General features: G+C 44.1%; 22 protein-coding genes and 1 tRNA gene. 14 read left to right on the top strand and 9 right to left on the bottom strand.

The annotated features are described in order from the left end of the window. Nucleotides 1-15: 15 nt before the first annotated feature. The 4 genes from iolE to iolG are packed head-to-tail and all read right to left on the bottom strand — an operon-like array spanning nt 16 to nt 4,648. Complete coding sequence (gene iolE, locus ACHZBG_RS16950) at nt 16-909, bottom strand: myo-inosose-2 dehydratase (RefSeq protein ID WP_320130648.1); 894 nt, start codon at nt 907-909, stop codon at nt 16-18. Between the two features lie 16 nt (nt 910-925). Further along, the gene (gene iolD / locus ACHZBG_RS16945) at nt 926-2,791 is read right to left on the bottom strand and encodes a 3D-(3,5/4)-trihydroxycyclohexane-1,2-dione acylhydrolase (decyclizing) (RefSeq protein ID WP_320130647.1); all 1,866 of its coding nucleotides are present in this window, start codon (nt 2,789-2,791) and stop codon (nt 926-928) included. 13 nt (nt 2,792-2,804) lie between these two features. After that, a complete protein-coding gene (locus tag ACHZBG_RS16940; RefSeq protein WP_320130646.1) occupies nt 2,805-3,611 on the bottom strand; it encodes a 5-deoxy-glucuronate isomerase in 807 nt (268 codons plus the stop codon). A gap of 2 nt (nt 3,612-3,613) precedes the next feature. Beyond that, entirely contained in the window at nt 3,614-4,648 is a 1,035-nt protein-coding gene (gene iolG, locus ACHZBG_RS16935; RefSeq protein ID WP_320130645.1) for an inositol 2-dehydrogenase, read from the bottom strand. Between the two features lie 337 nt (nt 4,649-4,985). Between iolG and ACHZBG_RS16930 the strand changes: the two genes are divergently transcribed. From ACHZBG_RS16930 to ACHZBG_RS16900, 7 genes are all read left to right on the top strand, one after another. Continuing rightward, a complete protein-coding gene (locus ACHZBG_RS16930; protein ID WP_320130644.1) occupies nt 4,986-6,494 on the top strand; it encodes a sugar ABC transporter ATP-binding protein in 1,509 nt (502 codons plus the stop codon). Between the two features lie 14 nt (nt 6,495-6,508). Further along, nucleotides 6,509-7,525 (top strand): Gfo/Idh/MocA family oxidoreductase, encoded by a 1,017-nt coding sequence (locus tag ACHZBG_RS16925; RefSeq protein WP_320130643.1) that lies wholly within the window; start codon nt 6,509-6,511, stop codon nt 7,523-7,525. 23 nt (nt 7,526-7,548) lie between these two features. Next, the gene (locus tag ACHZBG_RS16920) at nt 7,549-8,541 is read left to right on the top strand and encodes an ABC transporter permease (protein WP_320130642.1); all 993 of its coding nucleotides are present in this window, start codon (nt 7,549-7,551) and stop codon (nt 8,539-8,541) included. A gap of 82 nt (nt 8,542-8,623) precedes the next feature. Then, nucleotides 8,624-9,580 (top strand): sugar ABC transporter substrate-binding protein, encoded by a 957-nt coding sequence (locus ACHZBG_RS16915; protein WP_320130641.1) that lies wholly within the window; start codon nt 8,624-8,626, stop codon nt 9,578-9,580. Nucleotides 9,581-9,689: 109 nt separating this feature from the next. Then, on the top strand, nt 9,690-10,721 hold the full coding sequence (locus ACHZBG_RS16910) for a Gfo/Idh/MocA family oxidoreductase (RefSeq protein WP_320130640.1): 1,032 nt from the start codon (nt 9,690-9,692) through the stop codon (nt 10,719-10,721). A 74-nt stretch (nt 10,722-10,795) separates the two neighbouring features. Further along, complete coding sequence (locus ACHZBG_RS16905; RefSeq protein WP_320130639.1) at nt 10,796-10,999, top strand: hypothetical protein; 204 nt, start codon at nt 10,796-10,798, stop codon at nt 10,997-10,999. A 91-nt stretch (nt 11,000-11,090) separates the two neighbouring features. Then, nucleotides 11,091-12,110 carry a LacI family DNA-binding transcriptional regulator gene (locus tag ACHZBG_RS16900; protein ID WP_320130638.1) on the top strand — a complete coding sequence of 340 codons (1,020 nt, stop codon included), beginning with the start codon at nt 11,091-11,093 and terminating at the stop codon, nt 12,108-12,110. Here the strand turns inward: ACHZBG_RS16900 and ACHZBG_RS16895 are convergent. From ACHZBG_RS16895 to ACHZBG_RS16875, 5 genes are all read right to left on the bottom strand, one after another. Beyond that, the gene (locus ACHZBG_RS16895; RefSeq protein WP_320130637.1) at nt 12,099-14,210 is read right to left on the bottom strand and encodes an AraC family transcriptional regulator; all 2,112 of its coding nucleotides are present in this window, start codon (nt 14,208-14,210) and stop codon (nt 12,099-12,101) included. The genes ACHZBG_RS16900 and ACHZBG_RS16895 overlap by 12 nt on opposite strands. A 105-nt stretch (nt 14,211-14,315) precedes the next feature. Then, nucleotides 14,316-16,028 carry a DUF4091 domain-containing protein gene (locus tag ACHZBG_RS16890; protein ID WP_320130636.1) on the bottom strand — a complete coding sequence of 571 codons (1,713 nt, stop codon included), beginning with the start codon at nt 16,026-16,028 and terminating at the stop codon, nt 14,316-14,318. Between the two features lie 13 nt (nt 16,029-16,041). Then, the gene (locus tag ACHZBG_RS16885) at nt 16,042-16,869 is read right to left on the bottom strand and encodes a carbohydrate ABC transporter permease (protein WP_320130635.1); all 828 of its coding nucleotides are present in this window, start codon (nt 16,867-16,869) and stop codon (nt 16,042-16,044) included. Then, a complete protein-coding gene (locus ACHZBG_RS16880) occupies nt 16,862-17,737 on the bottom strand; it encodes a sugar ABC transporter permease (protein ID WP_320130634.1) in 876 nt (291 codons plus the stop codon). Before ACHZBG_RS16880 ends, ACHZBG_RS16885 begins: the two co-directional genes overlap by 8 nt. A gap of 155 nt (nt 17,738-17,892) precedes the next feature. Beyond that, the gene (locus tag ACHZBG_RS16875) at nt 17,893-19,158 is read right to left on the bottom strand and encodes a sugar ABC transporter substrate-binding protein (protein WP_320130633.1); all 1,266 of its coding nucleotides are present in this window, start codon (nt 19,156-19,158) and stop codon (nt 17,893-17,895) included. Nucleotides 19,159-19,639: 481 nt separating this feature from the next. On the opposite strand from ACHZBG_RS16875, the gene ACHZBG_RS16870 reads away from it, so the two are divergent. From ACHZBG_RS16870 to ACHZBG_RS16840, 7 genes are all read left to right on the top strand, one after another. Next, nucleotides 19,640-20,059: a YjdF family protein gene (locus tag ACHZBG_RS16870; RefSeq protein WP_320130632.1), complete on the top strand. Its 420-nt coding sequence runs from the start codon at nt 19,640-19,642 to the stop codon at nt 20,057-20,059. 149 nt (nt 20,060-20,208) lie between these two features. Beyond that, nucleotides 20,209-20,937, top strand: coding sequence for a metallophosphoesterase family protein (locus tag ACHZBG_RS16865; protein ID WP_320130631.1), 729 nt, complete (start codon nt 20,209-20,211; stop codon nt 20,935-20,937). Between the two features lie 190 nt (nt 20,938-21,127). After that, the gene (locus ACHZBG_RS16860; RefSeq protein WP_320130630.1) at nt 21,128-21,601 is read left to right on the top strand and encodes a hypothetical protein; all 474 of its coding nucleotides are present in this window, start codon (nt 21,128-21,130) and stop codon (nt 21,599-21,601) included. Nucleotides 21,602-21,608: 7 nt separating this feature from the next. Continuing rightward, nucleotides 21,609-21,692 (top strand) — tRNA-Leu (locus tag ACHZBG_RS16855). Between the two features lie 133 nt (nt 21,693-21,825). Then, a complete protein-coding gene (locus tag ACHZBG_RS16850) occupies nt 21,826-22,263 on the top strand; it encodes a MarR family transcriptional regulator (protein ID WP_320130629.1) in 438 nt (145 codons plus the stop codon). A 25-nt stretch (nt 22,264-22,288) separates the two neighbouring features. Beyond that, nucleotides 22,289-23,194, top strand: a complete 906-nt coding sequence (locus tag ACHZBG_RS16845) for a DsbA family protein (RefSeq protein WP_320130628.1) — start codon at nt 22,289-22,291, stop codon at nt 23,192-23,194. Beyond that, complete coding sequence (locus ACHZBG_RS16840; protein WP_320130627.1) at nt 23,191-24,192, top strand: pirin family protein; 1,002 nt, start codon at nt 23,191-23,193, stop codon at nt 24,190-24,192. The genes ACHZBG_RS16845 and ACHZBG_RS16840 overlap by 4 nt, the downstream gene beginning before the upstream one ends. Nucleotides 24,193-24,864 lie beyond the last annotated feature (672 nt).

The raw sequence follows: 24,864 nt of genomic DNA, 5'->3' as shown, positions 1-24,864 counted from the left end.
CTTGATTCTCCTGCTTTAGATTCCTGCATTATCCAGGATGTATTTTCTTGCCTTCATGGCATAGGTAAGGGGATTGGCCTCTGCTGGGTCCTGTTCTGCCTCTACGACCCACCAGCCACTGTATCCTCGATCCTTCAGTTCGGTAAAAATTGGTTTGAAATCAATGCATCCATCACCAGGGACGGTGAATACACCTTTTTTCACTCCCTTGAGGAACGACCATTTTTCCTGTATTGCCAGATTCCTGCGTTCCTTGCGCACGTCTTTCAGATGGACGTGCCGGATGCGGGGAAACCAAGTATGAAGGGTATCCATCGGATCTTCTCCTGAGAAAGCGATATGACCGCTGTCGTACAGGAGACCGACCAGATCTGGGTCTGTCGATTCCATGAGTCTGTTGATCTCTTCGGTTGTCTGCACCCCTGTTCCCATATGGTGGTGGTAGGTAAGTCTGAGGCCTTTTGACAGGGCTACTTTGCCCAATCTGTTCAAGCCTTGTGTTACTTGTTGCCATTGATGCTCAGAGAAGTGAGGTTTTGCGTCAAATACAGGAAGGTCCTGCCTACCTTGAATGGAATTCCCTTGTTCTGCGACTCCCACAATGGTGGCACCCATCGTATGCAGAAAATCACAATGCTTGATAAAGGCCTTTTCCACTTCTTCGTAGGGAAGGGTAGTAAGATAGGTACTGAACCAGGCATTGCAAATGGAAAGGTTTCGCAGTTCCAAAGCCTTTTTCAAGATATTCGTATCCTTGGGATACTTATTTCCTACTTCGCATCCGCGAAACCCGGCAAGAGCCATTTCACTGACACATTGCTCGAAGGGAATATCCCCTCCGAGTTCCGGAAGATCATCATTTGTCCATCCAATCGGAGCGATTGCCAACAAAATCTTATTATTACCCATTGTATTTTTCTCCCGCCTAGAATTTTCGTACAGTTTTTATTTCTTGTTGCATTGAGTCCCAAGCTTTGACAACCTCAGGATTGTCAGAGACCTGGGCCGTTCCTACGCGCCACCAGGATTCATATCCCTGGGACATGGATTTAGGTGCCACATGGACATGAATGACTACCGGTCGCTTTTCTTGCAAGGCAGTATGTACGCAGGTCTTGAGTTCTTCTATGGTATCTGCATGCAGACCCACCGCACCCCAACTTTCGGCATTCATTGCATAATTGACTGAAAGGGAAGGTCCCGTTAGTTTTCCAGTATCCGCTTCCCTGGTCTTCCATTCATTTCCATAGTGAACGATACCTTGGCTGTGTTGCAGATTGTCTATACATTGGAACCCTTCGTTGTCCAGGACGATGACAATGATTTTTTGGTGCTCCTGCACCGCGGTAAGCAATTCCGTGTGCAACATTGTATAGGCACCATCTCCGACCAAGGCAACGACTTGCCTATCCTTATGGGCAAGCTTTGCTCCCAAGGCAGCGGCTATTTCATAACCCATGCAAGAAAAGGCATATTCAACGTGATAGGTTCCCTTTACCCGTGCTCTCCATACCCGCTGCATATCACTGGGAATGGATCCCGACCCTGAGATGACGATGGTGTCCTTTGGTAAAAGGTGTTCATTCAATTCCCCGAGTACCCGTACCTGGGAGAGCCTTTCAGGTATGTCTTCGCAATAGAGGCGGTTGACCTCTAGGTTCCATTCTTTTTTCACCTTGGCTATCTGGTCTTCCCAATGGGCTTGGTATCCAGTGGGTTGCAGGGCTTTGGTCACATCTTGCAACGTGGCCTTTGCATCTGCGATGATTGGCTGTCCATTCATTTTATAGGCATCGAATCCAGAGACGTTGATAGAGAGGAACTGGCATGCAGGATTCTGGAACAACCATTTTGAGCAAGTCGTGAAGTCGCCGAGCCGAGTTCCCACTCCAATGACCAGGTCTGCTTGTTTGGCAAGTCTGTTTGCGGCAAGCCCTCCCGTGCTCCCTATGCCTGATAGGTTGTATTCGTTATCCCAAAGAATGCATCCCTTCCCTGATTGTGTCTCTGCAAAAGGAATTTTGAACGTTGCACAAAAGCGTTCCAATTCTTCCCCGGCTTCGGAATAGCGAACTCCACCGCCGCAAATAACCAAGGGTTTTCTGGATTTTTGTATTGCTTCGACAGTCCTTTGAATTTGCCCTGAGGTAGGTTCCCTTCGGTCGATGTGATGTACTCTCTTTTCCAGAAATTCAATTGGATAGTCATAGGCTTCCCCTTGGACATCCTGAGGCAATGCTACGGTAACTGCCCCCGTTTCAGAGGGGTCGGTCAAAACCCTCATGGCGTTGATCATTGCAGTCATGAGTTGTTCCGGTCTGTTCACCCTGTCCCAATACCGGCTGACCGCACGAAAGGCATCGTTTGAGGTGTTTGTATAGTCATAAGGAATTTCAATTTGTTGGAGAACTGGGTCAGGTTGCCTGCAGGCAAATGCATCGCCTGGAAGCAAGAGTACAGGGATATGGTTCGCTGTTGCAGTTCCTGCCCCTGGTACCATGTTCAAGGCTCCTGGACCGATGGAAGTGGTAACTGCCATGATCCTGCGCCGATTGTTTTCTTTCGCGTATCCACAGGCGGCATGTACTGCCCCCTGTTCGTTCTTTGCCTGATAGAAGGGAAGGGTATTCTCTTTTGCTGCCAAGGCTTCTCCCAAGCCGACCACGCACCCGTGCCCGAATATACCAAAGACTCCCTGTACGAACTTTGTAGTTTCGCCATCGAATTCTATGTACTGGTTGTCCAGAAAACGGAGCAATGCCTGGGCCATTGTCAATCGAATAGTTTCCATAGTGACTCCTTTTCTATTGGGGATCTTTTGGGGACCATATTGATGCCCCTGGTTTTGTTACCCATTGGTATTGCTCAGGAACGGTCTGGACTCCATATCTATTGCCCTCGAGATGCCTGATGACCCAGAGATACCACAGGGCATAGCCTGGGGCCGTAACATGGGGATGTACTTCTTTCTCATGGATAAGGATTGTATCCTTGTCCTTGATGAGGTAGGGGGTGTCTCCGATCGCACAGAAACCGAACCCTTGTTCCGGAAGAACCCTGTAATGATAAATTTCCGGTTGAGGATGATGGTGAGGTGGATAGCTCGACCACTTTCCCGGGATTCCTATGACTTCACCGATTACAAGATTGGATTCAGGTCTGTTGGTATCGTCAAAGACAGTCCTTACGATTCTTGTCGAGGTTTCATTCATCATTCCTGCGCCGCGAAATTCACTTTTGCATTCCGGTGGAGTGTACATGCGTGAGGCAAACTGCAAGGGATTGTCTGTTGCGCAGCGATAAAACTCCGCTCCGCTTTCCCCTGCCTCGATTGCAACTCCCACAGTGGAGGGGACTGAAAGGACCCAGGGTTCCTGGTTGAACAGATCGGTTCGTGAAATCTCGCATTGTTCCTTTTCCCAGGAAATTGTTGCACTTCCCTTTGCCAGCAACCATATTCGTTCATCCCTGCTATCGCCTTTATCTTGCCAGGCCTCACCGGGGGCGAGAACCAATACGCCAAAGCTCATGAACATGTCAGCGGTTTCTCCCGAACGGGGGACCAATTCAGTATATCCCTGTACGTAAGGACCTTTATGCCTGATTTGCATTGCTATACTCCAAGTTCTTTTTTCATTTCATCTATTGTTACCGGACGATTTTCCTTCAGTGATTTTCCTGCAGCCAAGGCGGCAATCATATCCTCAAATCCATCTTCGCCCGAAACTTGGACTTCAGTATCATTGAGAATTGCATCTGCAAAGGAAGTGATTTCCCTGATGTAGGCATCTTTGTAACGCTGCAGGAAGAAATAAAGGGGCTTATCGCTTGATACTCCCTCGACAGTGGAGAGCTTGACCGAGGTAGCCGTGTCATTCTCTGCCTGGGCTGAGCCCTTCGAACCAAAGACCTCGACCCTTTGGTCGTAGCCATAGACTGCCTGGCGAGAATTGTCGATTACACCAAGGGCTCCATTTGCAAATTTGAGGGTGACGATTGCCGTATCGATATCGCCGGCTTTCCCGATTTCAGGATCTACCAGTACCGCACCGGTGGCATATACTTCCTTTATTTCGCTGCCAGCCTGGAAACGTGCCATGTCAAAATCATGGATCATCATGTCCAAAAAGATGCCGCCCGAAACAGCGACATAGGCAGGGCTTGGAGGAGCGGGATCCCTGGAAGTAATTTTTACGAGGTGGATATTCCCAACTTTTCCTGATTCCGCCAGGTCTCTTACTTGTTGGAAATTGTGGTCAAAGCGTCTGTTGAATCCAAGTTGCAATTTTACGTGATGTTTTTTTGCTACCCGTATTGCCTCAAGGCCTTTTATAACCGACAAGTCGATGGGTTTCTCGCAAAATACATGTTTTCCGGTTTTTGCTGCGGCCATGATCAAGTCAGCATGCGTCGCTGTGGAACTGCAAATAATGACAGCCGTGATTTCTGGATTATTAATGATATCCATCGAATCCTTTGAGATAAGAGGGATGCCAAGTTCCGTTGCCCACACACGGATATCTTCTGTCATATTGACATCCGATACTGCAACTATTTCTACACTCGGAACCATACGTGATATATTTTCCGTATGTAAACGTCCGATTCTACCCGCTCCGATAATACCAATTTTTAATTTCCCTGTCATTTGATTCCTTCCTTTATTGTTAGGATGTTCCGTATTTATTAATTCTTTCATGAAAACGTTATCAGACATATTTGAGTATACTACGAAGAAATTGTTTGTAAAGCATTTTCTTTATTTGGAACTAATAAATAGATTGTAAAATAATTTAAAGTATTATTTGACAAAGTAATAAATTGATGCAACCATAACATTATGGTAACGTTTTCACTAAGTCTGAACAAATATCTGCTAGCTTAGAGCCTTACCTTCATCGTAACTGGTCAACCTGTGAATACCGTGCCTGACCCCAAACATAGTTGCTCAATAATGGAAAATTCAGTTTTGTAAGGAGGAGTAGGTGAAAGAGGATTTGAACTTACTGGAATTGCGTACAATTACAAAAAGATTTCCTGGGGTGCTCGCCTTGGATAGTGTAAGCATGGTAGTCAAGAAAGGGGAAGTCCATGGGTTGGTGGGAGAGAACGGTGCAGGAAAGTCAACACTGATAAAGGTCTTGGCCGGAGCCCATTCTCCTGATTCCGGGGATATACTCTTTGATGGTCAATCCTATCCCTCCTTTACGCCCCATCAGGCGATGGATCTGGGTATTGCCTGTATATATCAAGAATTGAATCAGGTTCCCTATATGACAGTCACCGAAAATATTTTTCTCGGCAGGGAGCTGAAAAAGAATAATGTATTTCTTGACCGGGCCGAAGCAAAGCAGCAGACACTCAATCTATTGAAAGATTTTGAACTTGATATCGACCCTAACCTTGCAATAGGGCTGCTTGGAGTTGGTAGACGGCAGATGGTGGAAATCTGTAAGGCTGTCCATGCCAATGCAAAATTGATAATTATGGATGAACCTACGGCCAGTTTGAGTGAAAAAGAGACGAAAGAGCTTTTTCGAATAGTGGAAAAGCTCAAAAAAAAGAATGTAACGATGATTTTCATCTCACATAGGTTGGAAGAGATAAAGTTGATTTGTGATTCCCTGACTGTCATGCGCGACGGAACTGTGGTTGCCGAAGAACAAATGCATTCAGTCGCTATCGATACCATTATCAAACAAATGGTAGGCCATGATATCAAGCATAAATATCCAAAGAAAGAATTTCCCATTGGTCCAGTTTCCCTAGAGGTAAAAGGACTTTCAAGAAAAGGTTTGTTCAATGATATCTGTTTTTCAGTTCATGAAGGAGAGATCCTTGGGGTTTCCGGTCTTGTCGGTGCCGGACGTACCGAGATGGCAAGGGGACTTACCGGCGCAGATCCCCTGGATTCAGGAGCGATTTTCATCGGTGGAGAAAAAGTAACAATAAAATCACCCAGGGATTCGATTCATGCCGGAATAGCCTTCCTTACTGAAGACAGAAAAAACCAAGGATTGATCTTGCTGCAATCAGTGGAATTCAATTCTACCTTGGTAAATTTGGAGGACTTCAAGAAAAGGAAATTCTTCATTGATCTCAAGAAGATCAAGGAAGCTTCGCAGAAAATGGTAACTGACATGAGGATCAAAGTTCCCAGTGTCGCCACGCTTGCCGGTCAATTGAGCGGTGGAAATCAACAAAAGGTGGTCATTGCCAAATGGCTGATGACCCAAGCCAGGATCTTTATTTTCGATGAACCGACCAGAGGCATAGATGTTGGAGCAAAGATAGAAGTGTACAACCTGATCAACGAACTGGTCAGCAAGGGGGCTGCTGTCATCATGATAAGTTCTGAGATGGATGAATGCATGGGTATGGCTGATCGCATCATTGTCATGCATGAAGGTGAGATAACAGGGGAGTTCCTGCGAGATGCCTTTACTCAGGAAAACATTATGTATGCTGCTTCCGGTATACGGGTAAATGCTTAAATAAAGAGGACAATATGACAAAGATACGGTGTGGTGTAATAGGATTGGGGCGACTTGGTTCTCAGCATGCTGCAAATATTGCAGGTTGTATCCTTGGCTCTGAATTGTTGGCTGTGTCAGATTCTTCCCCGGAGGTACTGAATCGTTTCCAAAGTCAGTACCCCCTGGTGCAAACTTTTCAGGATTATCATGAACTTCTGGCCCTGAAGGAGCTTGATGCTGTAGTAATAGCTTCCTCTACAAGTATGCATTATGAAATGATAGTTGCCTCTTTGCAGGCAGGAAAAGCAATTTTCTGTGAGAAACCCCTTACCCTTGACAGAAAGGAAGCTTTGGCTCTCAAAACACTGGTACATGAAAAGAAAGCGTTTGTCCAATTGGGCTTCATGCGACGCTTTGACAAGGGGTATCAGCAAGCTAAGAAGATGATTGAAAGTGGGGCAATCGGAAAGCCGATCTCCCTATTGGGGATCAGTCGCGATCCTTCCTGTCCTCCTCTTGCCTTTGCAAAGACGAGTGGTGGTCTGATAGCTGATCTTTGCGTGCATGACATTGATCTCTGCCGTTGGTTTTCCGGTTCAGAGGTAACCCAGGTGTATGCCAGGGGTGGCGTAGTTCGATATGACGAATTGCTTAAAATCGGGGATATTGATCATGTCAATATTGATTTTACGTTCGAGAATGGATTTCTTTGCTCCTTGGAAGGCAGTCGGAATTCTTCATATGGGTACGATGTGAGAACTGAGGTTGTCTGTACCCAAGGAGCTGCCTTTATCGGAAAGCTCAATGATTCATCTCTAAGAGTTATGGATTCCCAAGGTATCCATAAAGAGACGATTCCCGGGTTCCTGGAACGTTTCAAGGCTGCTTATCTAGCTGAAATGGAACATTTTATTTCTGATCTCAGGGAAGGGAATCCTTCTTCTGTACCGGTTGAAGAGGGCCTTATGGCATTGGAGTTGGTTTTGGCGGCCAATGAATCCTTGCGTACAAACAGTCCCGTTTCTATCAAAAATACAAAAGATATCTGAAAAAATGGGCGGAGGAAGCAGTTATGAATTTATCGGTAATGAATCTAAAGAAGAAACTCAGGGAAAGGGCAACGCACACAAAGCACCATAGCTATGGAATTATTCTCAGTTTGGTAGTCTTGTGCATTATCATTGCAATACTGTCACCTCGGTTTCTGACTGTTGATAACCTGAAGAATGTCGCGGCGCAAGCTACTGTAACTGCCATAATATCGGTTGGCGGGTTCTTGGCAATCCTGACAGCCGGTATCGATCTTTCGGTGGGTTCAATTCTTGCCTTATCCATCATGATGATGGGTATCTTTGCCGTGAACCTGGGAATTGATCCCTATATTTCAATGTTCCTGTGTCTTGTCGTCGGAAGTCTCATTGGTCTTTTCAATGGGCTCTTGCTTACAAAACTAAAACTTCCGCATCCCTTCATCTCTACGATGGGCACAAAGTATATAGCAAGGGGATTTGCCCTGGCCGTAACAGCTGCTGCCCCGATAAGTGGGTTTGCTGCTCCCGTCCAGTTCTTGGGCAGTCGTTCCGTAGGACCTATTCCTGTGAGCGCCTTACTGGTTGCCGTTCTCTATTTTTGTATGTATATGTTTTTGACCAGGACAGCAATGGGAAGGCATATCTATGCTGTCGGCGGAAATGTTGAAGCCAGTAGGTTGAGTGGCATCAACGTAGATAAGGTTCTCTGTGTTGTCTATACAATCAGTGGTTTTACCGCGGCCTTGGCAGGTATCGTATTGGTCGGTCGTGTAAATGCTGCCTATCCCCTTGCCGGGCTTGACTATGAAACCGATGCCATTGCGGCAGTCATTATAGGTGGTGCCAGCTTTTCTGGTGGAGTAGGCAAGATAGGAAACACCATTATCGGAGTTTTGGTTATTGCCGTTTTGAGAAATGGGTTGAATCTATTGAATGTAGATTCTGCCTACCAGACCGTTGCAATAGGTGTTGTCATTATCCTGGCTGTGTATCTTGATGTCCTTCGCCAGCGTAAATCCAAAGTTTCCCATTAAGAAACAAGGAAAGTGCATTGCACTTCCTTTGGAAATAAGTTTTCGGTATCTTCTTCGTTTCATGACAAAAAGGAGGATTGAAATGAAAAAAATTAGCGTGGTTCTTCTGATTCTGGTGCTTTTTCTCATCCCTGCAAATGTTTTTGCACAGGGTGGAAAAGAAGTTGACACTGCTGCAAGCGGTGGCAAAATGAAAGTTTCCATGGTTCTCAAGACACTAAGCAGTGAGTATTGGAAACGTGTTGTCGCCGGTGCAGATGAAGCAGCGGCAAAGTATAATGTTGATCTGACCAAGCTTGGTCCTCCCTCCGAAGACGCGATTGAGCAGCAAATCAACATGGTACAAGATGCTTTGACGGCAAACCCTGTGGCCTTGATTTTTTCACCGTCCCAGCCGGCGACTGCAGTCAATGTCTTGAATTCGGCAAAGGCCAAGGGAATTCCGGTAATATTGGTTGATACCCCCATGCCTGATGGCTTTACAGATTATGCTACGTTCATCGGCACTGAAAACTATGCTGCCGGAAAACTCGGAGCCGAGGCAATAATCAAGAAAGTCGGAAAGAGCGGAAAGGTAGTCATCATTGAAGGTGCACCGGGAAATCCGACCACAACCCAGAGAGCTGATGGAGCCCAGGATGCTTTCAAGGCTGCTGGATATGAGATTCTTTCCCGTCAGCCTGGATATAGTGACCGTGAGAAGGCTTATACGACCATGCAGAATATCTTGCAGGTCAACAAGAAAGTTGATGCAGTGTTCGCCTCAAATGATGAGATGGCCTTGGGTGCCTTACGTGCACTCCAGCAGGCAAAAGTGAATGCCGCTGTTGTCGGTACTGACGGAAACAAGGGTGCCCTGGAATCGATTCTGGCCGATGGGCTGTTTGGATCCGTTGCCCAGAAACCAGAGATGATGGGATATTTAGCTGTTGAGAATGCCATCAAACTATCAAAAGGTGAGACAATCGAGAAGCGGATTGATAGCGGCGTCGATGTAATTACAAAGGAAACCGCGCAAGCTGCCTTGGATAAGCTCTAGAAGTTGTCTGTATGCTTTTGGGGGAGGCTAGGTAATGCTCTCCCCCTTTCTGCTTTTCTTGGTTATATGTTGGAACTGCTGTAAAATTTGATGATCAGGGAGGATTCATATGGGCGATTCAATCGTTTCGATCGGCATCATTGGTGCCGGAGGAATGGGAGGGCAACATGCCCTGAATATGTATTCTTCCTTGGCTGGTGCAAGACTTGTCGCCCTTTCGGATAAAGATGCAGATAAAATGGAATCCATTGCTCGATTGACAGGTAATCCTCACCGATATAAGGATCCTTATGCATTGATTCTTGACAAGTGTGTCGATGCAGTTGTTATTGCTTCCCCTGACAATACTCACGCAGAGTTCGTTTTATCTTGTCTTGAAGAGGGGAAGCCTGTGTTTTGTGAAAAACCTTTGGCAACTAATCTACAGGATGGCTTGAGAATTATTGAAAAGGAAGTCTCTCTGGGCAGAAAACTGGTTTCTCTTGGATTCAACCGACGTTTCGATCCTTGGCATTGTGATGTCAGAAAGGAATGTCAGTCAGGGAATCTGGGAAAACCGCTTCTCTGGAAGGGAGTACATCGAAATGCCTCGGCGATGTATGCAAATTCCGGTGCGTTTATTTTGAATAATTCAGCAGGGCACGATGTGGATTCTGCTCGATGGATACTGGACTCTGAGGTTCAGCAGGTTTTTGTATGTGGCTTGAAATCCAGGGAAAGCTTACCTATGGATGCCCAGGACTTGCTGATAATCAATATGGGTATGGAAAATGGGACGCGTGCCGTTGCCGAGGTGTATGTAAATGCTTCCTATGGCTATGAGGTGTCCGTTGAGGTCGTTTGCCAGGAAGGGGTTGTCTCCACGCTTGCTCCCGAGAAAATTGTCGTGAGAAATAAAAGCGGAAGATCTGTTGCGCTATCTGATGATTTTAGGCAATATTTTTCTGAATCCTATCGCATGGAAATGGCAAGTTGGATAGAAAGTATCAGAAACGAGCAGCAATTTCTTGGTTCTGATGCCTGGGATGGCTATTCAGCCATGGTAGTAACGCAAGGGGCAAGTATTTCCCTTGCATCGGGAAAAATCGTGAACCTCGATGCAAGGAAGAAACCGTTGCTATACAACCGACTGGGAATATAAACTTGGTATTGAATCCTTTGGAATTATTCGGTACGAGACAAAAGGATCTGATGCAATGAGTGAAGGACGGCCAAATGCCAGGTTTTTCTGTCCTTGAAACCTATCACAAGTATATTGGCCATCTGTATTGTGATGATAACCTTGGACGTTACGAATCGGGGACAGGAGAGATCAACGATGGCTGGATTTCTCATCGATTGGATGGTTTATTCCATTCGGGGGAAGAGCTTTTGAGCTATCTCCCTTTCAAACATATGAAAAAACTGTCAGAGCAGTGATGTCCCTATGATGAACCAGTTGCTTATCCACTCCTTGAAGTTGTATAAAAAGATATACTGTGATTAGTCAATTGCTCTAAAGGAATCGAATATGGTAAGTATCAAAGAAATAGCAGAAAAGGCAGGCGTCTCGGTCTCTACTGTTTCCCGGGTAATCAATGATAAGCAGAATGTGAATCCCGAGAAGAGGGCAAAAATCCTGCAAATGGTAAAAGCTACCGGATATGTTCCCAACAGAGCTGCGAGGGACATGGTCATGAAACGTAGTTTTACGGTCGGGATCATTATCCCCATGACGTTCAATATGTTCCAACGTCAATTATTTTCTGATATTGAGCATCATTTGGAGGAATTTGGCTACCATTCCAGTTTTTATTTCGTTGCCATGAGTCAGGAGAGTGAAACAGCCTGCCTGAGACGACTGAAAGGTGAAAAGACTGATGGGGTAATCTTGCTTCATGAGATAGAGTTGCCTGAGTTCCATGAGTACTTGGAAACAAATGATATTCCTTCTGTAATCGCTACCTTTGAGAAGGAACAGTGGAAGGCGACCAGTATACATATCAGCGAGAAAGAAGCTGCTTGCGCTGCCGTTAACCACTTGATCATGCTCGGTCATAAAGAAATTGCCCTTATCTGCGGGAAACGATATTCTTTCGGAAACCAACGCTGGCAAGGGTATATGAATGCACTGGAAGCTGCTGGAATTTCCTATGATGAGAAAAATGTTGTTTTTGTCGATTCTTACAGTATTCCTGATGGTATGGCGGGAATGAAAGAATTGCTTGATCGGAAACTATCTTTTTCTGCTTTGTTTGCCATTACCGATGAATTGGCCATTGGGGCAATGAGATACTTGGAGGACCAGGGGTATCATGTCCCTGGTGATATTTCGGTGGTAGGGTGCGATGATATCGAAATATCTTCATATACCATTCCCCGTTTGACGACAATTCGGCAACCGGTTTCGGAAATGGGCCATATGTCAGTTTCCATGCTCCATTCGCTGATAACCAGTGAAAGCAAGATGAACGTGAATATTGCTCTTCCCTTCACCTTGATCGAAAGGGAGTCAACAGCCAAACCAAAGAAAGCCAAGCTACTTCCGTAACATTCCAGGAGTTTTCCTCTCATATCTCTTGAATACCCTGATAAAGGAGATGTCGCTGGAGAATCCGACTTCCAGGGCAATCTCCTTGATGCTTTTATTTGTTGAAAGGAGCATCTCTTTTGCCAGCTTGATTCTCAACTGGTTGATATATTGCACGACTCCAATTCCATAGGTTTCCTTGAAGGTTGTTGAAAGGTATGAGTTGCTGACTGATAATTTCTCTGCAAGTTTATACAAGCCTAAAAAATAGTCGGTATATTCACTATCGATGATCTCTTTTGCCTGTTTTGCCATACTAGGTTGCGAAAAAACCTTAGCTGGGCTTGCAACTTCCTTGGTGCAGAGCGAAAGGACTGACAAGAATCTTGATTTCCAGTATACCCCTTGTTCATCAGTACCTATTTCATGAGCGATGGACTGTGCACGAAAATATGTATTGAATACCTCAGCTAACGGTTCTCCCATTGTTTTTGAAATTGTTTTTTGTCCATTAAACATTGAGTCGATCACTACCAAGATGGCATGCCCATCGTTTTTCTTGAGAGCCAGTTCCAAGGATTGCAAGAGAGTGGAGTTGTCATTCTTTTCGCTTGCAAACAGTATCGATCCCGCGTTTCTGGAATTGCCTGGATACTCTTTCAAGACAGCAGTGAAGCGATCCCTGATTCCCAGTAAGGAGTCTGAACCAAGGGCGATAAGAGCTTGGGTATCAACGGAGACGAAGACTTGTTCCCTGATCGTTCTGGCAAGGTTCTCCAGCTGTTGATTCTCCAGGACTTCATCTGCATGGAGAACCATGACAAAAAAACTTTTCCATGGAGTTGCCCAGCACTCATAGCCCAATTCAGTGAGAAGTGACATGAATCTATCATTATTGACCTGGCCAATATCCTGTGGTGATGAAAAAATAATAGGATAGAAATACTGGTTTTGCATCATGATTCCATTGCGTTTGGCTATTTGGAATGCTTGTTCCTCACTGGTAAGCGAAGGGGAGAGCAGCAAGAGCAAGAATAGGCTATCAATATTGTCTTGTTGGGCTTCCAGTTTGGATATTCGCAAGGATTTTTCATCCAGAAGCAAGTCCAATCTATTGTTTATGGTTGTATATTCATCTGAAACTGAGTCAGGGGAAGCTCCCATTTTCAACAGGAGTTCCCGTAGCGGTTTGCTTGTGGCCACACTGAGGCTCAGCGAGAGGATAAATGCCGCAATTCCGATGAGAAGGATTCCCCCTAGCGTGAGAATGAGTAACAACCTCAAGGAACGATAGCTATCTCCAAGATCATAGATGTTTACATAGGAAAGATTTGAAAAGCTTGATGGAATGACGTGAATTTGCAAGGAATTTTTATTGAGTATTTCATATTTACCATTTGCAAGGTCAATTCCCTCCAATAGGTTCTCTGTTGACGAGCGATAGTTCTCCTGGATCAAGGGAATCCCGTCTGCAAGCAAGGAGAGCTTGAAATTCTTGATAGTTGGGGTAATTTGCTCTGAGAAGGATGAAAACAAGTTCTTGATGTTCAAGACAAACACGATATATCCTTGGGGATTCTGGTCATCCCCGATTCTTCTCAGATAGCAGAGAGATTGCTTCTGGGGAAATGACAGTACTGATAACTCAAGAGGTGCCGTAGAAATATCCTCGATCCAATTTGCGTACGTGTCCGTATGTTGATTGCGATAGAGTGCAAAAAAGGATTTGGAAGGGAAGCAACCAATATTTCCCACTATCAAATCAGATTTAGGGTAATAGATGTAAATATCATCTACGATGGGGGTAATCGACTGATAATTCAAGAGATCCAGGGAAAGCTTGTAGATGGGATCAGGGACCCGTTCATAGGATTGAGTATGTTTTGCAGTATCGATACTGGTGGTGTTCAGTTCCAAGAAAAGTGAATAGCGACGAATGTTCTGCAACTGATCATCCAGGGAATTTTTCACGAAGGCACTCATCGATTGGTAATTCTCAAATGTATCCGATCGTAGCGTTTGCATGAGGTATCCAAGGATAATCGAGCAAAACAGGAGGACCAATAACACTACGGTCATGATGTTCATTACCGTTCGAACTTGTGATTTACTTAGTTGCATTATTGTTTTTCCTCCTCTTACGTAGTTTATCCACATGGAAATTGCCACATGATATCAGAAAAGAGGAAGGAAAAACAGAGGAGAAAAAAGCTGAGGGTTCCTTGGTTACAAAATCCTCAGAAGCTTTTCGTCCAGGGAAGTCTCTATCAATCGATCCAGTACTTTTTCTCGTAATTGCAACAGATACTCAGGGGCGCGTGGGTAATCGGTAAAAGTGAAGGAACAGTTTTGTTCCGATTTGACAAGTTCGATCACTTTTTCCCTTCCAATTCTTGACTCCAGCATACAAAGGTACCGTAAATCAAAAAAGGCCTCTTTCTGTACTTCATTTCTCAAGGAAGAGAGTGGTTGTCCATCCTTGCCAGGGTATACCAAAAAAGGATCCCCAGCTGGAAAGGCCTTGTTGCCATCGGTGGTGGTAAAGGGGTTGATGGCATTACGTGAATTCTCATCATTATAAAAATTATATCCCCAATGAAGGAATCCAGAGATTTCATACAGATAGCATAACACTCCCATGATCCTGTTTCTGGCACTGGGGAGCGCAAGGAATCGATTGGGAACCAAGTTGCCTTGGGCTATGCAATAGTAAGTCCAGAGCGGCCGTACATTTTCCTTGAACAATTCAATATGGTCATTGGCAGGAATCGGGATTTGTACGCAACCTTTTTTATAGAACTCATAACTGCTGAGGGCATCCATGATCTGGTACCCTTCCAGAAGATCGGCAATTTGATTCTTTGCAGCAAGGTAGCTGTCCATGTTCGAATCATTGGGTTCATCAGAGATATGGAAAAACAGATGGGTTCGGTCGAAACCTGCTTCTTGTGCTTCTTTAAGAAGAGCAGGAACGAAAGCTTCGAGAAAATTCCGATAGGCAGGATCGGTAGCTGCCACATGCCAGCCAAACAGCTGTTTTTCTTTGCCATCTTCCTCAACCAGTATCTTTGGGGTTTTTTTCGCACCCCACTGGGTAAAGAAATGGGCGAATTCCAGGGAAGTAATCCCTTCTTCCTTGCATACAGCACACCAACGTCTGAATTTTGAAAAATCAAACGTGTAGGAATCTTCCTTTTTACTAATGGAGACCAGCTGTACCGTTGTTCGCTCGCCGCCGATGCTTGTATCGAGAGGGGGTGTAAAGATTGGGGTGAGCAACAGGTTTATGGCACATTCCTTGGCAGCAAAACGAATATAGTTGTGTACTATTTGCCAGTGTTCCTCGCTCCAGGCCTGTACATGATAATAGTTGCATAGGCAATCGACATGGAACCATTCGGTGTGAAACAGTTTCAGGGCGGGTAACTTTTGGTCAAGCACGGTAAGATGCAAGGTTTTTCTCCAAAAAGTATTGGCAATTTGCTTCTCTTCGTTTGTATCGGGATCGACCACGACCTTGCTGGCATTCAGGGTAAGCGAATAGGTCCCGCTCTTGCAATCCTGCAAGGGAAGGGTTATCCAGAGGCTCCTGTATTGATCGGCCATTGGCCTGATGCGTCCCTTGGAAGGAAGGAGCAGATCTGGGAAGAGACCAGGAGTCGTCGAAAGGTAGAAGCGGTCACGCTTTTCGGTTGCCAGATATTGGGCTGGTACAAGTTCTACATCCCTGAACGTAGATTCGCCTGCTTCTGTTTGCAAGGAAATGTCAAAGTATTCAAATCTGCAACTGTTATCTGCATTGGTGAGCTGATAGACCAGCTGGAATGAAAAGGTATCTCCGATTGCTGCCATGAAAGAGTCCTTGACCAAGGCGGTCGGTCTTTTATCAGGGAAAACCTTCTCAAGGGAGCTGCAGAGAAAAAATTCGTATTGGTTCATATGTGTCTCCAAGTCAACCTTTGATGCCACTGAGCGCGATACCTTCAACAAATTGTTTCTGAAGGAACATATACAGAATGAATGGGGGAAAGAAGGTGAAGGTCGCCCCTGCCATCACCAACCCATAGTTGGTGGAATAGCTTCCCTCCAGGGCAGCAATGGCCAAGGTAAGGGTTTTCATCGACGGTTTCGATGCAATTATCAGAGGCCACAAAAAATCGTTCCAGCTACTGATAAAGGTGAAAATGACCAACGAAACCAAAACAGGTTGTACCAAGGGGATGACTATGGTAAAGAAAATCCTGTTTTCGCCACAGCCATCGATGCGTGCGGCATCAAGCAAATCATTGGGAAGACTGACCATGAACTGACGAATGAGAAAAACCCCGAAAGCATTGATGATGGGAAGAATGAGGGCAATATAGGTGTTCATCAGTCCAAGGTTCTTCATGATTATGAAGACAGGTATCATCGTGACTTGTCCGGGAATCATGAGCGTTGCCAGATAGATTGCAAAGAGCTTATCCCTGAAAGGAAAATGTTTTTTCGCAAAGGCATAGGCGGCCATCGAAGAGATGAGTCCATTCAAGATACAGGCTGAAAACGTAACAATGATGCTGTTGCGAAGATTTACCAGGATATTGAAATTCTTTATAACCTTGATATAGTTGAGGGAACTGAAGGTTGCAATATCGAAATCAAGGTTCAGGGTATCCTTTTGGGTCAAGGACATCAGTGCCATGTAGAGAAAGGGAATGCAGGCAATGACTGCAGAAAGGGTCAAAAGTGTTTTGAACAGATAGATACGTAGTTCTTTTGGTTGCTTGGTTTGTTTATTCATTGTCGGTATCTCCGAACACCTTACGCTGAATGGCCTGGGTAAAGAGAACCAGTGCAAATAACAGGAGCGCAATGGCAGAAGCGTATCCCATGTTATAACCTTTGAAAGCTGAGTTATAGATGGTAAGTACTAATGTTACCGTAGACATGCCTGGACCTCCCCCTGTCATGGTGAAAACCATATCGAAAATTTGGAAGGACCAGATTGTTCCCAGGGTTACTACCAGATACGTGACCGAGGAGAGTCCTGGAAGCGTGATGTGGAAAAAACGTTGCCATGGGGTTGCCCCATCCACTTGGGCCGCTTCATAACGTTCCTTGGGGATATCGAGTACCCCTGCATAGAAGATAACCAAAAAATATCCGACATTCTTCCAGATAGTAGCCATGCAGATACTGATCATCGACGTGTATTTTCCTCCTAGCCAATTTACAGCAGGAATATGGAGGAATTCCAAAAAAAGATTGATTGGCCCATGGGGTTCCAAAAAGATTGACCAAAGGGTTCCTACCAGCACTGAAGAGGCAATGACTGGAATAAATAGGGCGCTTTTCAAGGTATCCCCGAATTTTCCCCTAAAATATTCAGCTATGAGATGGGCAAATACCAAGGAAGTGATTGTTTGCAGGGGAACTGTAATCAAGGTAAAGACAATAGTATTTATTATTGAGGAGGTAATATAGGGGTCCGAGAGCATCCGTATATAATTCTTCAAGCCTACAAGTTGAGGAGGTTTGATAATGTTATATTTGGTAAAGCTAAAAAAGATGTTCATGGCAATGGGAATAAGCGAGAAAATGCAGATGAGAATAAAACTGGGTAAAATATATAGATAAGATTGGATGACATCTTCTTTTCTGTAACGCATCGGACACTCCTTGATGAAAATCCCCTCCAGTTAAAGAATACAGGTAATAAAACTATATGAGCGAAGGGGAGTAGGTTCTTCCAGTTCTGTTGGATCACGTGAAAATAGGGCACAGGCGGAGACTGCTCTCCGCCTGGTTTGTTCTGGACAATACATTAGTTCAGGACATTCTTGCTATAATCCATTGTCATTTGAATTGCTTTCTCTGGACTGACTTCACCCATCATCATGAGCTGGAGGTTCTTGCACATGTTATCCATGATGGTTGCAGAACCTTTTGCTACGGGAAGGGTGTGGAAATAGGCAGTATCCTGCTCATACATATCTTTGAATTGTGGATTGTCATTATAGACTTCATCTCGTGAAATTGGGGTGAACTGAGCCACTTCAGTATGGAATTTTGTCATGATTGGGGCACTGGTAATGGTTTTGATCAAGCTTGCTGCCAAATCTTTATGCTTGGAAGCGCTGTTGATGATCAAGGCATCACTTGCAACCCAGATTGCCTTGGTTTTCTTTTCAAGGCTAGGAATGAAATCCCAGTTGATTCCTGCATCAGTCAAGCGTTGTCCTGTTTTGGCATCCATGCAAGCAAATGCAATGGTGCCTTGCTTGAAATCATCCCTTACAGTGGTTCTGCCCAACTCAGCCTCATCGATGATGCCATATTTGAAACGAAGGTCATACAAGAATTGTGCGGCTACAATTGCGGCATCATTGTCCATCAGGGCCAGTTTGGTTCCTTCATCATTATAGATCTTGCCACCTGCCTGCCAGAGGTAAGGGAAGTAGTTGTCATCCAAGAGTCCGATGGAAGGGTCGGCCCAAGCCTGTCCGAATGGCGTAACATCAGGTACATTCTTCTTGATCAAGAGGCAAGCCTGAATGAATTCGTCCCAAGTCTGTGGAAGTTTTGTGACCCCAGCTTTTTTAAGGATGTCCATATTGGCATACATGACTCGTGCATTGCCGACGACAAAGGGAAGGGCATATTGGGCACCTTTGATTTTGCCTTGGTCGTAGTAATAATAATTATCTTTCTCGGCTTGGGTAAAGTACGGGTCCAGATTTTCCAAGGCACCCATTTCAATGTAATCATCGAACATTTGCATGTACATGTAGCCTACATCGGGGCCGTCCCCAGAAGCAAAGCCTGTAAGATACTTTTCCTCATAACCGCCCCAAGGTGTAATCTCAATTGAAAGATTTACATTGTTTTCTTTAGCCCAGGGAGCGAGGGTTGTTGACCAGAATTGCTCATCGAGAGTGTCTCCTGATGAGGCAAACGGTGGAAGCCAGAGAAGCAAATCGGTTTTTTTTGCAGTATCTGTTGCAGCGGTTTCTTTTGATCCTTGGGCAAAAAGCGGTGACAGGGATGCACAGATTGCTAGGATAGAAATAATCAGTACAGTTTTTTTCATAGTCCAGTAACTCCTTACAAAGATGATTTTTATTGTAGGTGACAAAGATACTGCCGTAAATTTTCTATTTTTCCTATAGGGATAATTTGTTTTCGAGCTTACGATTCTTTTGGTGACTAACCATTATTGCTATTTTATAACTGTAACAATTACAAATAAATACTATTAAATAATTAAAAAACAAGAGCAAAATTGCTCATGTTTTTTATCTTGATATTGCGTAATTAAAATGAATATCCATACATAAAATATACAAAATTTGAACTAAATCTTTTTTGAGGTATTTGAAGTGTCCTTGTCTTTGGTTAGTTTTTATCATTTCCCCTTACATAAGATTGACCAAATAGTGATGGCATAGTAAGTTTTCCTTGTCGAAATAAAAACACAGTTCCGGTTGGTAGTCCGGACGCAGATACCTGTCAGTAACCTGCCTCCTTGGTTGTCCGTTTCCGACATTTGATTTTTATAGGAGGCCATATCTATGGAACGGATCGAAGGCAGTTGTACTGTCTATTTTGATGCCCCTTTTTGGGTAGGGGTATTTGAGTGTAGCTACATGGGAACGTATCAGGTAGCAAGGGTTGTGTTCGGCGCAGAGCCAACACCTCAGGAATTTCTTGATTTTCTTGTAAATCAGTATGATCGGATTCATTTCAGCACTCCGCTTGAAGTCCAAAACATTTCCCCAGATACCAAGATGAATGTAAAACGTGCAATTCGAAAGGTAAAAAAGGAAACAGTAAAGGGAATTGGAACGGCAAGCCAGTTGGCCTTGAAAAAACAGCGGGAAGAAATAGCCGTAACGCGAAAGGCGAGCAATAAGGTGAGAAGGGAAGGTCAGTTGGAAAGAAAATTTCTTCTCAGGCAAGAAAAGCGAAAAGAAGCAAAACGAGGAAAGTAGCAGCAGAGAACTTACCTTTTACCTTTCAGCATATTGCTCTTTTGGAATACCCAGATTTTCCTGTTTGCCTGCAATTTTCCCTGTCTATCGGTTTTCATTTATTTAGAAACTGAGACGGTGTATACTGATTAACAGAAGAGGCTCATTCGATGAAAATTGCATGTATCAGTGATGTTCACGGGAATTTGCCTGCCTTTGAGGCCGTAGCCAACGATATCTGTCAGGAAAAACCTGATATGGTAGTATTCCTTGGTGATTTGGTTTTTTGTGGTTTGTATCCAAGGGAATGCTATGAGATGCTTCTGTCCTTGCATCCTTCTTGCTGTATCAAGGGTAATACCGATGCAAATCTGGAAGAGATCACTTCTTTCAAACCGAGTACTGACCTGGAAAAAAAACTATATGAGAATATGGCTTATTGCGATCAACAACTCACAGAACAGGCAAAGGCCGATATTGCTTCCTGGCCAATCGCCCAGCGCATTGTCCTGGAGGGTGAAGAGATAATTGCCTGTCATGGAAGTCCGTATCATTCCAAGGATCATTTGGCACTGGGCAGCAATCAATTGAAGCTTTTATCTTGCAAGATTGAAAAAGAAAAGGTAGGCCATATTTTTTGTGGCCATACCCATATTCCCCAAACTTTCATGCTTGGAAATACCACGATAGTAAACGCAGGAGCCATCGGATATTCCTTTGACGGAGATAAAAGGCCTTCCTACTGCCTGGCAACCTTTGGCAGGGAGATTGAGACTATCCAGATAAAAAGGCTGGGCTATGCAAGCGAGGGATACAAAAAGAAGGTTCTGGGCAGTCCCCTTTTTGGTCACGATCTTTGGTATATCCTTGAACATGGGACCTACGAAAAGAGGGCTTGAAAAGGAACGGCTCTGTATTTCTGCAACTAGGGCGAGTTTCAAAAGTCATGATGTTTCCAGGGATTTTTGCAATTCTGGAACAAAAATCATTCAAACAAGGAGATTGAGAAAGATTTGATTCCTTTTCTCCTTTGACAAAACTGTTTCATTACAGTACCTTTTAGCAAGAGTTTGTAAGTAGGAGTCATGCATGCAGAACTTTCTTATCGGTCTCGGAATCGGAGTTGTTCTTGCTATCGTCCTTGTGGTTACGATGTCGGTGAAACGACACAAGGAAATCCTTGTCGCGACCAAGGAGAACGAAAGACTGAAGCGGATGATTACTGACAGAATGGACCTTGAGGGTGATGGGATTGCGAAATTGAAAGATCTTACCGAGGAGCTCAAGAAACAAAACGAGAATCTCAGGATCAGTTTGAATACCTATTCCCAGAAACCTGGTAGGAAGGAAGTTGCAAGACTTCATGTCTATCAGCTTGCCGTTGACCGATTGACGATCAATAGCCCTGGTTTCGGGGCAGCTTGGCAGGCGGCACTCAAGGAAAGTGAAGACGAGTTCCAGAAGACGTATATCGGAGTCCAACCGTTTATCAAACGATTGATTCCTATAAGGACGGATGCCTCGGTATTTCCCAACATGCTGGATACAGACGATAAAAATTGATCTCTTTGCCGAAATGGTGGAACTGGTAGACACAAGGGACTTAAAATCCCTTGACTGCAAAGTCGTACGGGTTCGATTCCCGTTTTCGGCATGCCTTATACAAAGTAAGGAATTACACCCAAATCAACAATATGTTGGCTTGGGTGTTCTCTTATTACAATGGAAATGATTGAAGACATGCAATCAGCTTGCCGATTGCTACTAATTAGTAGTATTTTGAATGTATGGAAAATAAGAGACTATTCGAAGAAGATGATATAAAGGATCTGAAGCTGATGATTGCACTCAGCAGGACTACCAAGCGGGTGCATGCAAGATCGGCGACAATTTTCATGACTGGAGGTTTGACTGCCAGCCGGTTTGCGGTTTTGGAAGCACTTTACCATAAGGGTCCCCTTACCATACAACAAATCATTGACGCAGTACTTTCAACCCCAGGAAATATGACCGTTGTCATCAGCAACTTGGTCAGAGACGGGCTTGCCAGGCGAACTGTCAATGCCCAGGATAATCGATCGGCTTTCATCGAAATTACAGAAAAGGGACGATCCTATATTCAGGAAATATTTCCACACCATGTAATTGATCTGAAAGATAGTTTCTCTGATTTATCAGAGGAAGAGAAAGACCAATTGATTCATTTATTGAAGAGAATCAAGTAAAGGGTATATGTATATACGAAAAATTATGAGTGAAATACAAAAAATAAAAATTATTGAATTTACTGATCCTGTTTGCAGTTGGTGTTGGGCCCTTGAACCCATTCTCAGAAAGTTGGAGACACGATATAAGGACCACCTTGAACTTACATTTGTCATGGGGGGCTTGGTACGGGATATCAGTGATTTCTATAGCAGTTCGATCAGTTCCGAAAGAAATCCTGAGCATACAAACGACGTTATCAATTCTCATTGGAAAGAAGCCTCCGCAAAACATCACATGCCTGTAGTCGCCAAGGGTTTTCATCTGTTTTCAAAGGAATATCCATCCGCCTATCCTTTGAACATTGCCTATAAAGCGGCTCAGATGGAGAACCAACAGCTTGCAGATAAATTCTTGCGAAGGCTCAGGGAGGCTTCCATTGTGGAAGCAAAACTGACCAATAGACAGGAAGTCCTTATTGAATTGGCTTCGGAAGTTGGCCTTGATGTCAGTCAGTTTATCTTGCACCTCAAGGATGGTTCTGCCGAAAAGGCTTTCAAGGAAGACCTTGCAACTACCCAACGATATGGCGTCCATGGTTTTCCTACTTCGCTTATCCAATATGGAAATAAAGAGGTTTTGCTTCGAGGATACCAGAGCTATGAGTCTTTTAAGGCTGTAATTGACTCCTTGTCAGGCGGGAAAATCATCGAGGCCATCTCTCCTGTTTCCAAAGAGAATATCTTGCAGTTCATCAAGACTTATAAAAGGGTAGCCCCTGAAGAAATCAGGATGGCTTTCGATATACAGGTATCAGAGGTTTCAGCCTATATGAAGACCTTGGTACAGGAAAAAATTGTTCGCAGTATTCTTGCCGGAAACGGAGAATTCATTGAACTTATAGGTAATCCGGTGGTTTGTGATCCGGAAACAGGAGTTTGCCAGATATGAATAAGCATAGTATAAAGATAGAAAAGATTGGATTTCACTGGTCTACAGAGAGTCCCTATTTGTTCGTTGCCCACCATCAGGATCATTATCCTGCCGGCAATGACCAATTAGGACCGAAGGTCTCGTTGCAAGGGCGTCTGATGGGACAGGATTTTTCAGGTAAGGATGGGTTTTCCATGTATCATGGAGAAGTCGTTCCAGGGTTCCCAATGCATCCCCACCGTGGATTTGAAACCGTTACCGTAGTGACACAAGGCTTGGTCGATCATTTTGACTCCAAGGGATCTTGTGGACGGTATGGCAACGGGGATGTCCAATGGTTGACCACCGGTAAAGGTTGTCAGCATGCCGAGATGTTTCCCTTGGTCCACAAGGATAGGGACAATCCCCTGGAATTATTCCAGATATGGTTGAATCTTCCTTCAAAGGATAAAATGGTCGAACCTCATTACAAGATGCTTTGGGCAGAGGATATTCCCAAAGTGAATTTTGAGGGAGGAAGCGTGGACGTCATTGCGGGAAGTTTTTCCGATACCTTGAGTTTGGATCCTTCCCCTGATTCCTATGCAATGGATCGAGCTCATCAAGTGGGTATTTTTCTGATAAAGCTGGAGGCCAAGGGTACTGTGGTGCTTCCCAAAAGAACCGAGAAAACCAAACGAAATCTGTATTTCTTCCAAGGAACAGATACTCTTTCGATCGATGGGGAGAAAGTTGAATCTTCCCATCGAGTGAAATTGGCTGGTGATGAAGAGATTCTCCTGGAAAATGGGAATGCCCAAAGCTTCCTGTTGATTCTTGAAGGAGAGCCAATTGATGAACCAGTTGAGCAGTATGGACCGTTTGTCATGAATTCAGAGTCAGAAATCCAGAAAGCCTTCGAAGACTATCAAGAGACGGAGTTTGGGGGGTGGCCCTGGGAACGTCCTGATCAAGTCAATGCTGGAACACAGGGAAGATTTGCCCGCTATGCAGATGGAAGAGTTGAAAATAGGTAGATGAATCGGTAGTCGATTTCGTAAAAGGGTCCAGAGGGAATTTTCCTCAGGACCCTTTGTTCAATTCCTGGTAGATGAAAAAATAATACCCTAAAAGATAGCTTAAAGGAACTTCCCTACCAAAATAGAGTGAAATGCTCGCCGATCATTATCAGGAGCAAGAATCCCCTACAGATGGATTTATAAAGAAATCAATACTGACAAAGCTGTTTCCATGGTAGACTTATATTGTAGTCAAGAATATTTGAACGATCTTTGGTTTGAATATTTTTTTTCTCATTTGATGTTTTTGCTACAGCAAAAATAAATAAAAGTGTATGAAAACGTTATCATATTATATTTATGTATTAAGAAGATTCAATGCTTACAATTTGATGGATACCGCAGAATATGCGGTTCCTCTTTATAAGTCGTTTTATATAAAAATTAATATATTCCTAACAAAAAAGAAATTAATTCATTCTTATAGTTACTGCAGAAACTCAGAATTTAAAAAAATGCCTTTTTACTTGACGATTCTTGAAAGCCATAAATATAATAAATCTGCTGGTAACGTTTTCAATTATCGGTTCATGATACCTTATTTCAGGGTGGAAATAAGAAAGGGGAGGTTTGAAAGCTGAAAGGCGTTACTTAGTTTTATTGACGTCGTAGGGCTAGGCTTTGCGTTCG

The organism is uncultured Sphaerochaeta sp. (assembly GCF_963676625.2).
Lineage (GTDB): Bacteria > Spirochaetota > Spirochaetia > Sphaerochaetales > Sphaerochaetaceae > Sphaerochaeta.
This window is presented reverse-complemented; position numbering and strand designations above follow the sequence as displayed.